Raw genomic sequence first — 12,458 nt, 5'->3', positions numbered from 1 at the left:
CCGCTGCCGCGACGCGTTACGGCGAACGCGTCGCGCCGATCCGCCGCCATTCGTCGTAATCGGTGACGAGACCCGCGTCGTCGACCGCGATATCGGCCGCATACGTGCCGCTCTCGTAGCGATACACGTGCTCCGCCGTGCGCGCATAGCGCTGCTCGCCGCGCACGATCTCGAACGACGGAAAACGCAGCCACGCGGTACGAATGACGGCCGATGCGCCGACCGCCAGCCCGAGACGCCGGATCGGCAGCGTATTGGTCGACGGACTGAAGCCGAGATCGATGTCGGTCGCGCCTGCGAGGGCCGGCGCTGCGCCGCCGTCGATCGTCCAGTGCCCCGCGTCGCATTCGATCGCGAGTTGCCGGGGCGGCGCGGCGCCCAGCCAGTACGTCACGCGCACCGAGCGCGTCAGCCAGTCGGCGCCGCATACGATCGCATAGTCGACGCGAAACGGCGTGCCGTCGAGCGCGCCCGCCACTGCTCCCGACAGGTCGATGCCCGCACGCGTCTCGGCGAGCCGGCACCATTCGGCCGCCTGCCAGGTCTGCGCGATCTGCCATGCGACGCAGCGCGTGCGCGCCGCTTCGTCCCGTTGCGTCATGTCGGCTCCCGTCGATCGCATGAGCCGGATTTTCGCTCACGGCGTCGATGATCTCACGGCCTTTGTCTGGCGCGTGCCTTCGTACCGATACCGAGTATCGGCTCGTCGCGCACCTTCGGTACCGGTCCTGCTTTGGTACTATCACCGCTCGGCATCACCCGAACCTGACAAGGGGCGTGATTTCATGGATTTGCTGGCGACGATGCGCATCTACGTGAGGGTCGTCGAGCGCGGCACGATGTCGGGCGCGGCACGGGATCTGGACATGGGCCAACCGGCCGTCAGCGAGCGCATCGACAAGCTCGAAAAACGTCTCGGCACACGTCTGCTGATGCGCAGTGCACGTACGCTCACGTGCACCGACGAAGGCCGCATTTTCTACGAACACAGCAAGGCGCTGCTCGAAGCGGCCGAAGCGTCGATCGCATCGGTATCGAAAACGGAAAACACGCTCGGCGGCACGATCCGGCTCGCCGCGCCGCAATGCTTCGGCGAGGTCGTGATTCCGCAGGCGCTGATGCATATCCGCACCGCGTATCCGCAACTGCACATCGACCTGGTGCTGAACGACAACATCGTCGATCCGGTCACGGAAGGCGTCGACATCTCGCTCCGCCTCGGCCAGCTCGACGACGGCGGATTCGTCGCGCATCCGCTCGGCCAGGTCGACCGCGTGCTCGTGGCCGCGCCCGCCTATCTCGACCGCTTCGGCCCGATCGAAACGAAGACCGATCTGGCTAACCACCCGTTCATCCGCGTCAAGGGCATCTTCGCGAACGAGCAGTTGCCGCTGCAAAGCGAAGACAAGACGCTCGAATACGCGCGGATCCAGACCGTGATGACGACGAGCCACTGGCGCCCGATGTTCGACACGATCCTGGCCGGCGGCGGCATCGGCGTCGTGCAGGCGCCGGCCTGCGCCCATGCGCTCGCGCACGGCAAGCTCGTCGAGATTCTGCCGCAATACACGATTCCCGCATTCGCGCTCAACGCGCTGGTCCAGGCGCAACGGCCGCTGCCGCCGCGCGTGCGGGTCGTCGTCGATCTGCTGAAGAAGGAGATTCCGGCGCTTTTGGACAGAAGCAAACCCTGAGCGCGCACACCCGCCCGAGTGGTACCGTCTGCTTTCCGGATAACCGAAGCCTCGCCTCGAAACCCGTCCGTCGATTCGATCCGATTCGATTCCATGCGGCCACGCGTTTGCCGGCGCCGTCGCGTCGTTGCCCGTGCAGCCGCCACGCAGTCACGCGCGCCGCATCACCACGCCTGCCGATAGATCGCCAGCGCGTCGGCTTCCGTCACCTCGCGCGGATTGTTCACGAGCAGGCGCGTCTGCAGCATCGCATCCGACGCCATCCTCGGCAGGTCGCCCTCACCGATGCCGACCTCGCGCAGCGTGCGCGGAATGCCCGTCGCGACGATCAGGCGATCGATCTCGTCGATCAGCGCCTGCGTCCTCGCTTCGTCGCTCCCCGCGGCCGACGGCGCGACGATCGCCGCGAGTTCCGCATACAGCGGCGCGGCAGCCGGCGCATTGAAGCGCAGCACGTGCGGCAGCACGAGCGCGTTCGACAGCCCGTGCGGCACGTGGAACATGCCGCCGACCGGATAGGCCAGCGCATGCACGGCCGCGACCGGCGCGTTCGCGAACGCCTGGCCGGCGAACATCGCGCCGACCAGCATCGCTTCGCGCGCGCGGCGATCGTTGCCGTCGTCGCAGGCCTTCAGCAGGTTGCGCGACAGCAGCGTCAATGCGTGCACGGCCAGCATGTCGGACACCGGATTCTTCAGCCGCGACGACGTATAGGCTTCGATCGCGTGCACCATCGCGTCGATGCCCGTCGCGGCGGTTGCCGCGCGCGGCAGCCCGAGCGTCAGCTCGGCGTCGAGGATCGCGACGTCCGCGAACAGCTGCGGCGACACGACGCCCATCTTGCGCGCCTCGCCGACCGTGACGATCGACACGGCCGTCACTTCGGAGCCGGTGCCGGCCGTGGTCGGCATCTGCACGAGCGGCAGCCGCGACGTGGCAACCTTGTCGACGCCGTACATGTCGGCCAGCGCCTGCCGCCCCGGCGCGAGCACCGCGATCAGCTTCGCGACGTCCATCGACGAACCGCCGCCGAGGCCGAGCACGATCTCGGCATCGGCCGCCACCGCCCGCGCGGTCGCCTCGAGCACGACGTGCTCGGGCGGATCGGCGATCACGTCGTCGATCACGGTCACCTGCCAGCCGTGCGCGGCGAGGCTCTCCAGCGCGGGCGCGAGCACGCCGCTGCGATGCAGGAACGCGTCGGTGACGACGCACAGCCGCGCGAGCGCCGGAAAGCGTTCGCGCAACAGCGCGCCGAGCCGGCGCGCGGCGCCGAATTCGACGATCTGCGTCGGCACGGTACGGAATTGAAACGGGTTCATCGGGTGCCTCCCGGTGGCGTCGCCGTGCCGGTGTCCGGCTGCACCATGTACTGCGTCACGTCGCGGCGATCGAGCAACGGAATGATCGCGCCGACACCGAGCCGCTGGAAATGCGGCGTTTCCCGATGCACGTCGAGGCCGTCGGCATCCCGGTAACGCTCGAGGATCACGATGTGGTCGGGATCGACCGGCGAGCGGAAGTACGCATAGTCGAGGTTCTTCGGCTCGGCCCGCGTGGCCGGCGCGAGTTCCGCGAGCAATTCGATCACGCGGTCGCCGTTGCCGGGTTTCGCGAAGAAATGGGCGATGACCTGCAGGTAAGGTTCGTTCATGCTGCGCTCCGTATTCGCCAGCGGCCCGTCATGACGGGTCGTCATTCGACCATGCGCGGTCGCTCGTCGAAGGCGGCAGTCGGCGGCCCGACACGGTGCCGACGCCTCGTCGTCGCATTGTATTGAATCGGTGCCGCTTGCGCCGCGCACGCGTCATGCATGCGACGGCACGCTTCGCGCGAAGGGTTCACGGCAGGGCCGTCGAATGCCCGCGCGTCACACCAGCCGGCCGCCCCCGTCGACATGCAGGATTTCGGCATTCATGAAGCCGTTGCCCAGCAGGAACGCGATCGCTCCGCCGACTTCGTCGGCGCGACCGACGCGTCCGCCGGGCAGCGCCGACGCGGCCTGGCCGAGCATCGCGTCGCGCGCTTCCGGGCCGAATGCGTCGTACAGCGGCGTGTCGGCGAAACCGGGCGCGACGAAGTTCACGCGAATCGGCTTGAGCTCCAGCGCAAGCGACTGCGCCAGTGCTTCGACGCCGCGCACGGCGGCCGCGATGACCGACGTGCCTTGCCCGGACGGACGGTCCGCCAGCTGTCCGCCGGTGAGCACGATCGAGCCGGTCGCGGGCATCAGCGGCAACGCGGCGCGGATCGCATGGACCGGCCCGGCAATACGCTCCTGCAGCGCGGCGAGCAGAATTCCGAATTCCGGCTATTGCATCGCCCCCGGGCGGCGCCGGTGGGCCCTTCGGCTAAAATGCCGCACTTTCCACCTTGTCCGGCCCGCTCGCCATGCAACCCGCTTCCCCCGCCCGCTCCACTGCCCACGGCGCCGACGATGCAGACCTGTCGCACGATCTCGTCTACGGTCCCGACGACCGGCCCGCGCCGATGGTCGCCTTCGTCGCCGCGCTGCAGCACCTGCTGGCGATCATCGTGCCGATCGTCACGCCCGGCCTGCTGATCTGCCAGGCGCTCGGCGTATCGAGCCGGGATACGACCCTTATCGTGTCGATGTCGCTGGTGATTTCCGGCATCGCGACCTTCGTGCAGTGCAAGCGCTTCGGCCCGCTCGGCGCCGGCCTCCTGATCGTGCAGGGCACCAGCTTCAACTTCGTCGGCCCGCTGATCGCCGGCGGCAGCGTGATGGTCAAGCAAGGCACGCCGGTCGAGACCGTGATGGCCGCGATCTTCGGCGTCGTGATCGCCGGTTCGTTCGTCGAGATGGGCGTGTCGCGCATCCTGCCGTTCGTGAAGCGCCTGATCACGCCGCTCGTCACCGGCATCGTCGTGCTGCTGATCGGCCTCACGCTGATCAAGGTCGGCCTCATCAGCATGGGCGGCGGCTACGGCGCGATGGCCAACGGCACGTTCGCGAGCGCCCAGAACCTGACGCTGTCGTGCCTCGTGCTCGGCACCATCATCCTGCTGAACCGCGTGCCGATCGTATGGGTGCGCAGCACCGCACTCGTGATCGCGCTCGTGATCGGCTATGTCGCGGCCGCCGTGCTCGGCCGCCTCGACTTCACCGGCGTGCACCAGGCCGCGCTGTTCCAGGTCCCGACGCCGCTGCACTTCGGTATCGGCTTCTCGTGGTCGCTGTTCGTGCCGATGCTGATCATCTATCTCGTCACGTCGCTCGAAGCGATCGGCGACGTCACCGCCACCAGCAAGATCTCGAAGGAGCCGGTCGAAGGGCCGGTGTGGATGCGGCGGATCAAGGGCGGCGTGCTCGTGAACGGCGCGAACTCGCTGCTGGCCGGCGTCTTCAACACGTTCCCTAGCTCCGTGTTCGCGCAGAACAACGGCGTGATCCAGATCACCGGCGTCGCGAGCCGCTACGTCGGCATCTGGATCGCGGGCATGCTCGTGGTGCTCGGCCTGTTCCCGGTCGTCGCGGGCGCGCTGCAGGCCGTGCCGGAGCCCGTGCTCGGCGGTGCGGCAATGGTGATGTTCGGCGCGGTGGCCGCGTCGGGCATCAACATCCTGTCCGGCGTCCAGCTCGATCGCCGCGCGCTGCTGATCATCGCGGTGTCGCTCGCGCTCGGCCTCGGCGTGTCGCAAGTGCCGGACATCCTGAACAGCCTGCCGCATGCACTGAAGAACGTGCTGGAGTCGGGTGTCGCGACGGGCGGCATCTGCGCGCTCGTGATGAACTGGTTCCTGCCGGAACAGAAGTAACGCTACGGACTCCATGACGACGCGGTCCGGCCGACGGGCCGCGTCGCGCTCGACGAGCCCGGCTTGGCCGGGCGCCCGACTCTCGCTAGAATCGGTTCATGCCTCAAGCCCCCGTCTCCACGAATGCGCCGGAAGCCAGTGCGGTCCCCGTCAAGGAACGCGCGACCGTCGTCTGCTACCGCGAACGGCAGGTCCTGCTCGTCGCGCGCGCATCGTCGCGCTGGGCGCTGCCCGGCGGCACGATCAAGCGCGGCGAAACACCGCTCGAAGCCGCGCATCGGGAGCTGCAGGAAGAGACCGGCATCACCGGCCAGGACCTCGTCTATTCGATGCAGTTCACGGGGCTCGCGAAGGTGCGTCACGTGTTCTTCGCCGAAGTCGACCCGGAGCACACGGCCCAGGCGAGCAACGAGATCGAGAAGTGCAAGTGGTTTCGCATCGACAACGTCGACGAACTGCGCGCGAGCATCCCGACGAAGCGCATCGTCGAGCTCGTCTACGAGCACGAAATCCTGAAGTAGGTAGACACCCCACCCCCGCCGGCTCGTCCGAGCCGATATGATGCGCCCACGGTCCATCACCGCGTTCCCTTCCGAGCGAGCTGCAGATGAACAGTGCGTATGCCTACCGCGGATACACCATCGATGTCCGCTGCGAATTCCGGCTCGACGAACCGCGCGATCATGCGCCGCCCGCCCCGCTGCGGTTCGGGTTCGTCGCGGTCGTGCAGGTGCGCTCGGCCGCCAGCGTGCCGCGCCTGCTCGGACCGATTCGCCTCGCCGACGACGGCGGCCGCCTGTTCGGCAACACCCGCAATGCGTTGCGAGCAGGCCGCGCGGCCGGCGAAATCCTCGTCGACGATCTGCTGGTCGATACGGGCCAGGCAAAAGGACGCGCGCATTCCTGAGCCGTCGATCGGCCCGGGATCATCTTTGCGGCGTTTTGCGGAGCGCGCGTGCCGGCGCTCAGTGCAGGCGCTTTCGTCGTAGTTCGTGTGTGGAATAGACGGCGAGGAAGATACCGAGCATCGCGACGCCGGACGCCAGGAAGTCGTTTGCGGTTCCCGTGCTGTTCAGCGATTTCGGGAAGATGCCGAGACTCAGTCCTGCGGCAGCCAGAAACACGCCTGCCGCCACACCCCACACCGGTCCGGTGGTCTTTTCGATTGTGTTTTTCATACAGCACCCGTCTACAGTCTTTGCCTGAATGGCGGCGGCGCATGGCGCTCGCATCTACCATTCGTGATTCGACTATAGCGGCGAAATAATCAGGGCGGATTTAGTGCTTTCACCGATCAAGTTTTTGCCGATCGCGAGCATGCCGTGTCCCGGCGACTCATGCCCTGCTCGATCCATCCGGACAGGATTCCTTCGCTGTGGGCCTTATTGCCTGCCATTGCGTCGCGAATATCGATCGACGGGCAGCGGTTCTTTACGCTCCGACGCAGAATTTACGGTTCGTTTCAAAGCTGTTCATACTGTGGGCGTTCGCCGCGGCTATGCTTCGTTGCACCCACAATAACCTCGAAGGGGGACAAAACAATGAACAACACATTCTGGAAGGCCGCACTGTGCGCGGCAGCGGTGCCGTTCGCACTCGCAGGATGCGGCGGCGGCGACGATGGCGGCAGCCCGCAAACCGGCACGCTGCATGTCGCGATGACCGATGCACCGTCATGCGGCTTCGATCACGTATTCGTGACCGTTTCTCAGGTCCGCGTCAATGCGAATGGGAATGCTTCCGATAACGACGCCGGCTGGTCGACCATCACGCTGGCGACACCGCAGAAGATCGACCTGCTGTCGCTGACCAACGGCGTGCTCGCCGATATCGGCCAGACCGCCTTGCCGGCCGGCCAGTATCAGCAGATCCGCCTCGTTCTCGCGCCGAACCAGGGCAACACCCTCGCGAACTCGGTCGTCCCGACGGGCGGCACGGAACAGGCGCTCGCGACGCCGAGCGCGACGCAAAGCGGTTACAAGATCATCCAGCCTTTCACGGTCCAGCCGAACACGCTCGTCGATCTCGTGCTCGACTTCAACGCGTGCAAGTCGATCGTCCAGCGCGGCAACGGCACGTATGCGCTGAAGCCGGTCGTCACCGCGATCCCGACCGTCGTGAGCGGCGCGATCTCCGGCTATGTCGCTTCGGCCGAAGCCGGCGCGACCGTGTATGCGGAACAAGGCGGCGAGGTGGTCCGCGGCACGGTTGCCGACAATACCGGGAAATTCGTGCTGTCGCCGCTGATCCAGAGCTCGACGCAGGGCAACTACGACGTCGTGATCGTGCAGAACAACTTCGCGTCCGGCATCGTCCGCTCGGTCCCGGTCGTGGTGAACACGACCACGGCCGTGTCGGCGTCGACTGCCCCGATCACGCTGCCGGCATCGACGATGAGCACGGTCGGCGGCACGGTGACGGCAAGCGCCAACGCGTTCGTGCGCGCGTTGCAGACCGTCGATGCGAACGCGTACGAGATCACGTCGATCAACGCGAATCTGGATACGGGTACGTATGCGCTCAACGTGCCCACGGCCGCGCCGATCGTCGGCACGTACTCGGGCTCGCTGCCGGTCGCGCTGGCCGCGTCGCCGACCGCCGCGGCACAATACACGATCGAAGCGGACGCAGCGTCGGGCGCAACGCAATCGACGAACGTCAACGCGACGACCAGTCAGTCGAACGTCAATTTCAGCTTCTGACGCATCGGCAGCATCATCGAAAGGGCCTCACGGCCCTTTCCTCAATAAACGGGAGAACGAAGTGAAGAAAGGGGTTATCGCATTGCTCGCCGCGGCGAGCGTGGTCGGCGCGCTCAGCGGGTGCGTCGCATACGTGCCGGGTCCGCCGGTCGTCGTGGCACCGCAGGGCGGGCCGGGGAACGGGTTCTGCCCGCCCGGACAGGCGAAGAAAGGCAATTGCTGATTGCACGAGGCCCGCGTATTTTGCGGGCCTTTTTCATGGTCGCTGCAAGACGGGCATGGCGGCGGAATGGCGGAAGGCAGCCGACTACAACTACCGCTCGCACCGCCCCGCCAGGTAAGACTCCCTCAATCACAGATGGCACCCTACCCACGATCCTACCCATACTTGGCTCGGCGCCAATCTAGTATCGTCCGCAATGCGTTGAGGGGCGCCGAGCAAATTCCCGACAAGATATCACCAAAGTCCCGTCAGGGACTCTGTTACGTTTGGGGTCTCCCTACCGTCGCCACGGTCTTGCGAATACGTCCCGCGTGTCGGGGGTGCGGCGGCAAACGCAAAATCGGAGGCAACAGCGGCTTCCACTACCCCGCAAACAACACCTATTGAGCATGTGTTTGTCGAACGAGAATGTTAATAACTATTTCGAATAAGATCGCAATCTTGTAATGACTTTACTACCAGAGCCTGTATCTCGCAGTCTGCAAATCTTCGCGCTAGAGGGATCACGCTCATCAGCTAGAGAAACGCGATCGCCGGTCGCAATCGAATCGCCGGGTTGTTCCGACCGTTTTGATCACGTCATGTCGGAAGCGGAAAAATCCGCGCGTAGGTTGGTAGGCCTGCCCTAATCGCCATACTGCTCGACGTAACGCAACGACATGAACAGAAGCTGCACTGCCGTTGAGGCAGCGGTGATCGAATGGAATCCGAATACAGCACTGTCGTCCAACCGCAGCAAGGCATCGGCATCCCGCGCGAGCGGTGACAGGCGACTGTCGGTCATCAGGACCAGCTGAGCGCCATTGAGCTTCGCGAGTTTGGCAATACGACACGTCTCGTCGCTGTAAGGGGGTAAGTCAAGCGCCACAAAAACGTCGCCGGCCCTCACCAAGCGCACGTGGCCGACATCCATCTCACCGACCGTCAAGAAGAGGGAGACCGTCTTCTCTGTCTGGTGCAAGGCCTGCGCCAAATGAGATGCAACCGGAAACGCCTGACGCGCTCCCATTACCCAGATCGTAGCGGCATCGCGCAGCATGACCAGCGCGCGCGTCCAGTCTTCGGATGCCAGCAATTCACGCAGACGCGCGACCGCTGCCACGCTGGACGCCAACACCGATTCAGTCATTCCTTCTAGTCCATCGGTCGGGGCCTCATCGTGTACGTCCTTAGCGTCCCACCGCATCGGCCGCGGCAACCCGATCCGATGGCGAAACCGCCGCCTCAGGTCCGCGTAGCCGGACAGACCGAAGTACTGAGCAAAGCGCACAACTGCCGACGGATGCACACCGCATTGCTCGGCGACGCTACGAATATCCAGTATGCCAACCTGATCGGCATGGGTATCGATGAAGTGAGCAATCGCTTTAAGCCGTGGACTCAGCGCGTCGTACTCGGAGCGAATTTGCGACAATAGCTGGTCGGCACCGTCGAGCCGCGACTCGTCCGGATTACCCGCCAGTCCGGTGCGGGAAATGCAATCGGGACCCATCGTCTCAGGCGCGGGCCGGTTCGAGCGGTTCATGGCTCAGGTAATCTTGGAACTGCAGCCACATCGGCTCCGGTCGCTCCATCCGGGTTTCAAGTGAATAGGTCACATTGTTAGCCGCCGACTCGAGCATGCCATGCATTATCTCAAGGATATGCAGGGCCATCTCGGCGCTAGCACGGGGCGCACGCCCCTCGGCAATCGACATGGCCATGTCGACAAGTCCGATGCCACGGCTGTTTTCGCGATGGCTCGTCTCGATGAATGGCCGCTCGATCGGTACCTTTTTCCATGGGCGCCGTGCAGCTTCGCCGCGAGGCAGCTCGACCCACCGGTAGTCGTCGCGCGTGCGCAGCAGCAGATCACCGCCGAACAGATTCGGCCCGTCACAGGGATCGATGTCGTTCAGGCACAAGGTGCCGGCCGTACCATACAGTTCCATCCGCGGCAACTCGGAATCCCATACGTCATAGCTTACGATCAGGGTGACGAGTGCGCCCGACACGAACACTAGGTTGGCGGCCACGTGAGTCGGCTCGTCGACCGGAATGCACATGCCGCAACGCGGCCCGCTTTCGACGACACGCTCCGAAGATGCCCGGCCTGCGACCGCCGAGCATTGCCGCACCGGCCCCAACAGGGACACCAGCGCGCTCAGATAATACGGTCCGATATCGAGTAAGGGCCCGCCTCCGCGCCGATACAAGAAAGCGGGATTCGGGTGGAACCACTCCGGGCCTCGGCTCACCGCAAATGCCGTCGCGCCGTGCACAATCCCGATCACACCTTCGTCGATCAATTGACGGCAGGTCTGCAGGCGCCCTCCCAACACCGTGTCGGGTGCGCAACCGAGCGTCAGGCCACGCCGGCGCGCATCCTCGCACAGCGCCTTTCCTTCGGCAAACGTCGTGGCGAGCGGCTTCTCACTATAGACGTGCTTGCCGGCGCGCAGCGCAGCCAGCGTCAGTTCCGCATGCACGTCAGGCGTGGTCAGGTTCAGGACGATATCGATCCCGACATCGTCAATCAGCGAGGCAGCATCCGGATACGCTTTCGGGACGCCGTGTGCCGCCGCCTTCGCACGCGCCTTCTCGAGATCGCGACCGGCCACTGCGGCAAGCTCGACGATCGGGTATTTCGCAAGATTGTGCAGATAGACGTCGCTTATGTCGCCCACGCCCAGTACACCGACTTTAAGCGGTTTCATCGTGCCTCTCATACGGAAGGCCGCCAACGCGCGGCGGCGGCGGGATATTGCTCGGATCTCCTGCGCGCGCCGCGTCGCATGCCGTTTCGGCCGACATGCACGGCCCGCACAAGAGGGTTCCTGCACCGGACAGTGCTTCAGAACTGCGTGGCAATTCCCGCGAACACGCCGAACTGGCTGCGTCCATAGCCTGGATTCAGGTTCGATGCGCTGCCGTTGACCGGATCGTTCACGTTGTTGGCCCCGTAGGTCCCGCCGTTCAGCCCGAGATTCGACGTCGCGCTGTTGCGCAGATAGCCGAACTCCGTATAAAGCCGCGTCTGCTTCGACAGCGAGTAGATGCCGGACAGCGTATACAGCGTGCCGTTGCCATTACCGTGATTGGCGTTGGCGTGATACACGGCACCCATGACGGCGGTCGCCGGCGTCACGGCCCATTGCGCGCCGAACCACTCCTGGTCGACCGTGGTCGGCAAGGAAACGCCGGCGGGCTGTGCCGACGGCGTGCCCGTTCCGTAATACCCGGCATTCGATGCGTCCGGCGCGCTCAGGTGGACGTAGCCCGCATACAGCGTCACCGGTCCGATTCCGTATGACGCCCCGGCGAAGATCGAGCGCGAGGCCAGATAGACGTTGCTGAACTTGCCGTTGCCATCGCGAATCTCGTCATAGATCAGCTGCGCTTCGAGGTTCGACGCCTTGTACTGCAACTTCAGGCCATCCGCCCGGCCTTGCGAGCTACCCAGGCCAGTGGCCGTGCCCAGTTGCCCCGGCGCCGTGCCCGGCGTACCCGCATTCCATTTGGTCGAATTGGTGAGGTTGTACTGACCTTTCACCGTGAAACCACCGAAATCGGGCGATGTATATTCGATGCCGTTCGAGGCCTGCGGGAACATCCGGCCGCGTACCAGCGTGCCGAACGAATATTTCTTGGTCTGCTGCGGATCGAGCTCACCGGTATCCTGCAACAGCTCGCTCGCCCCGAAATTGCCGAGACGAATCGCACCATACGCGTCGTGTCGCAAACCCACGGTCGCCTGCCCCTCGAAGAACGAACCGTTCGCCACCGAGCCGTTCAGCGTGTTCAGGCGCGCTTCCAGGCGGAACGTGGCCTGCAGGCCGCCGCCAAGGTTCTCGTTACCGAGCATGCCGAAGCGCGATTCACCCCAGCCGCCGGATTCGGCCGACAGCCGGTTGCCGCCGGGCAGACCCGTTTCGTACTGCAGGCCGTTATCCACGATTCCATACAACGTAACACTGCTCTGCGCATGCGCGAATGCCGTGACGCCGCACAGCGCCATACCGGCCATGAATCTGAGCAATTTCGTCTCCATAGAAAATCTCCTTTGCATACCTAATCTAT

Annotated in this window: 13 protein-coding genes; 5 read left to right on the top strand and 8 right to left on the bottom strand. The window is 65.0% G+C overall.

Annotated features, from left to right (window positions below; translation table 11 throughout):
• Positions 1 to 16: 16 nt before the first annotated feature.
• Positions 17 to 601: a putative glycolipid-binding domain-containing protein gene (locus U4Z64_RS27355; protein ID WP_321821605.1), complete on the bottom strand. Its 585-nt coding sequence runs from the start codon at positions 599 to 601 to the stop codon at positions 17 to 19.
• A 184-nt stretch (positions 602 to 785) separates the two neighbouring features.
• Here U4Z64_RS27355 and U4Z64_RS27350 point away from each other — a divergent pair, with 184 nt between their 5' ends.
• The gene (locus U4Z64_RS27350) at positions 786 to 1,694 is read left to right on the top strand and encodes a LysR family transcriptional regulator (RefSeq protein ID WP_321821604.1); all 909 of its coding nucleotides are present in this window, start codon (positions 786 to 788) and stop codon (positions 1,692 to 1,694) included.
• A gap of 164 nt (positions 1,695 to 1,858) precedes the next feature.
• On the opposite strand, the gene U4Z64_RS27345 is transcribed toward U4Z64_RS27350, so the two are convergent.
• From U4Z64_RS27345 to U4Z64_RS27335, 3 genes are all read right to left on the bottom strand, one after another.
• Positions 1,859 to 3,016 (bottom strand): iron-containing alcohol dehydrogenase, encoded by a 1,158-nt coding sequence (locus tag U4Z64_RS27345; RefSeq protein ID WP_124668452.1) that lies wholly within the window; start codon positions 3,014 to 3,016, stop codon positions 1,859 to 1,861.
• Complete coding sequence (locus U4Z64_RS27340; RefSeq protein ID WP_124488383.1) at positions 3,013 to 3,348, bottom strand: putative quinol monooxygenase; 336 nt, start codon at positions 3,346 to 3,348, stop codon at positions 3,013 to 3,015. Before U4Z64_RS27340 ends, U4Z64_RS27345 begins: the two co-directional genes overlap by 4 nt.
• A gap of 216 nt (positions 3,349 to 3,564) precedes the next feature.
• On the bottom strand, positions 3,565 to 3,966 hold the full coding sequence (locus tag U4Z64_RS27335) for an SDR family oxidoreductase (RefSeq protein WP_321821645.1): 402 nt from the start codon (positions 3,964 to 3,966) through the stop codon (positions 3,565 to 3,567).
• A gap of 119 nt (positions 3,967 to 4,085) precedes the next feature.
• Here U4Z64_RS27335 and U4Z64_RS27330 point away from each other — a divergent pair, with 119 nt between their 5' ends.
• The 3 genes from U4Z64_RS27330 (at position 4,086) to U4Z64_RS27320 (ending at position 6,381) form a co-directional block, all read left to right on the top strand.
• On the top strand, positions 4,086 to 5,474 hold the full coding sequence (locus U4Z64_RS27330; protein ID WP_321821603.1) for a uracil-xanthine permease family protein: 1,389 nt from the start codon (positions 4,086 to 4,088) through the stop codon (positions 5,472 to 5,474).
• Between the two features lie 98 nt (positions 5,475 to 5,572).
• A complete protein-coding gene (locus tag U4Z64_RS27325) occupies positions 5,573 to 5,995 on the top strand; it encodes an NUDIX hydrolase (protein ID WP_321821602.1) in 423 nt (140 codons plus the stop codon).
• An 86-nt stretch (positions 5,996 to 6,081) separates the two neighbouring features.
• Positions 6,082 to 6,381, top strand: coding sequence for a hydrogenase maturation factor (locus tag U4Z64_RS27320; protein WP_321803989.1), 300 nt, complete (start codon positions 6,082 to 6,084; stop codon positions 6,379 to 6,381).
• A gap of 58 nt (positions 6,382 to 6,439) precedes the next feature.
• On the opposite strand, the gene U4Z64_RS27315 is transcribed toward U4Z64_RS27320, so the two are convergent.
• Positions 6,440 to 6,652, bottom strand: a complete 213-nt coding sequence (locus U4Z64_RS27315) for a hypothetical protein (protein WP_044843850.1) — start codon at positions 6,650 to 6,652, stop codon at positions 6,440 to 6,442.
• Positions 6,653 to 7,015: 363 nt separating this feature from the next.
• Between U4Z64_RS27315 and U4Z64_RS27310 the strand changes: the two genes are divergently transcribed.
• Entirely contained in the window at positions 7,016 to 8,176 is a 1,161-nt protein-coding gene (locus U4Z64_RS27310) for a DUF4382 domain-containing protein (protein ID WP_321821601.1), read from the top strand.
• Between the two features lie 848 nt (positions 8,177 to 9,024).
• On the opposite strand, the gene U4Z64_RS27305 is transcribed toward U4Z64_RS27310, so the two are convergent.
• From U4Z64_RS27305 to U4Z64_RS27295, 3 genes are all read right to left on the bottom strand, one after another.
• Complete coding sequence (locus U4Z64_RS27305; protein ID WP_321821600.1) at positions 9,025 to 9,924, bottom strand: MurR/RpiR family transcriptional regulator; 900 nt, start codon at positions 9,922 to 9,924, stop codon at positions 9,025 to 9,027.
• Complete coding sequence (locus tag U4Z64_RS27300; RefSeq protein WP_321821599.1) at positions 9,896 to 11,095, bottom strand: Gfo/Idh/MocA family oxidoreductase; 1,200 nt, start codon at positions 11,093 to 11,095, stop codon at positions 9,896 to 9,898. The genes U4Z64_RS27305 and U4Z64_RS27300 overlap by 29 nt, the downstream gene beginning before the upstream one ends.
• 137 nt (positions 11,096 to 11,232) lie before the next feature.
• Positions 11,233 to 12,429 (bottom strand): porin, encoded by a 1,197-nt coding sequence (locus U4Z64_RS27295; protein WP_321821598.1) that lies wholly within the window; start codon positions 12,427 to 12,429, stop codon positions 11,233 to 11,235.
• Between the last annotated feature and the right edge of the window lie 29 nt (positions 12,430 to 12,458).

Origin of the sequence: Burkholderia sp. BCC1996 (assembly GCF_905339955.1) — a bacterium.
GTDB lineage: Bacteria > Pseudomonadota > Gammaproteobacteria > Burkholderiales > Burkholderiaceae > Burkholderia.
This window is presented reverse-complemented; position numbering and strand designations above follow the sequence as displayed.

What these genes read in the sequence shown, in the direction of transcription:
- U4Z64_RS27330 (WP_321821603.1), top strand. Translation starts at nt 4,086, where the DNA reads ATGCAACCCGCTTCCCCCGCCCGCTCCACTGCCCACGGCGCCGACGAT.
- U4Z64_RS27325 (WP_321821602.1), top strand. Translation starts at nt 5,573, where the DNA reads ATGCCTCAAGCCCCCGTCTCCACGAATGCGCCGGAAGCCAGTGCGGTC.
- U4Z64_RS27300 (WP_321821599.1), bottom strand. Translation starts at nt 11,095, where the DNA reads ATGAAACCGCTTAAAGTCGGTGTACTGGGCGTGGGCGACATAAGCGAC.
- U4Z64_RS27345 (WP_124668452.1), bottom strand. Translation starts at nt 3,016, where the DNA reads ATGAACCCGTTTCAATTCCGTACCGTGCCGACGCAGATCGTCGAATTC.
- U4Z64_RS27350 (WP_321821604.1), top strand. Translation starts at nt 786, where the DNA reads ATGGATTTGCTGGCGACGATGCGCATCTACGTGAGGGTCGTCGAGCGC.
- U4Z64_RS27355 (WP_321821605.1), bottom strand. Translation starts at nt 601, where the DNA reads ATGACGCAACGGGACGAAGCGGCGCGCACGCGCTGCGTCGCATGGCAG.
- U4Z64_RS27340 (WP_124488383.1), bottom strand. Translation starts at nt 3,348, where the DNA reads ATGAACGAACCTTACCTGCAGGTCATCGCCCATTTCTTCGCGAAACCC.
- U4Z64_RS27320 (WP_321803989.1), top strand. Translation starts at nt 6,082, where the DNA reads ATGAACAGTGCGTATGCCTACCGCGGATACACCATCGATGTCCGCTGC.
- U4Z64_RS27305 (WP_321821600.1), bottom strand. Translation starts at nt 9,924, where the DNA reads ATGAACCGCTCGAACCGGCCCGCGCCTGAGACGATGGGTCCCGATTGC.
- U4Z64_RS27310 (WP_321821601.1), top strand. Translation starts at nt 7,016, where the DNA reads ATGAACAACACATTCTGGAAGGCCGCACTGTGCGCGGCAGCGGTGCCG.
- U4Z64_RS27295 (WP_321821598.1), bottom strand. Translation starts at nt 12,429, where the DNA reads ATGGAGACGAAATTGCTCAGATTCATGGCCGGTATGGCGCTGTGCGGC.
- U4Z64_RS27315 (WP_044843850.1), bottom strand. Translation starts at nt 6,652, where the DNA reads ATGAAAAACACAATCGAAAAGACCACCGGACCGGTGTGGGGTGTGGCG.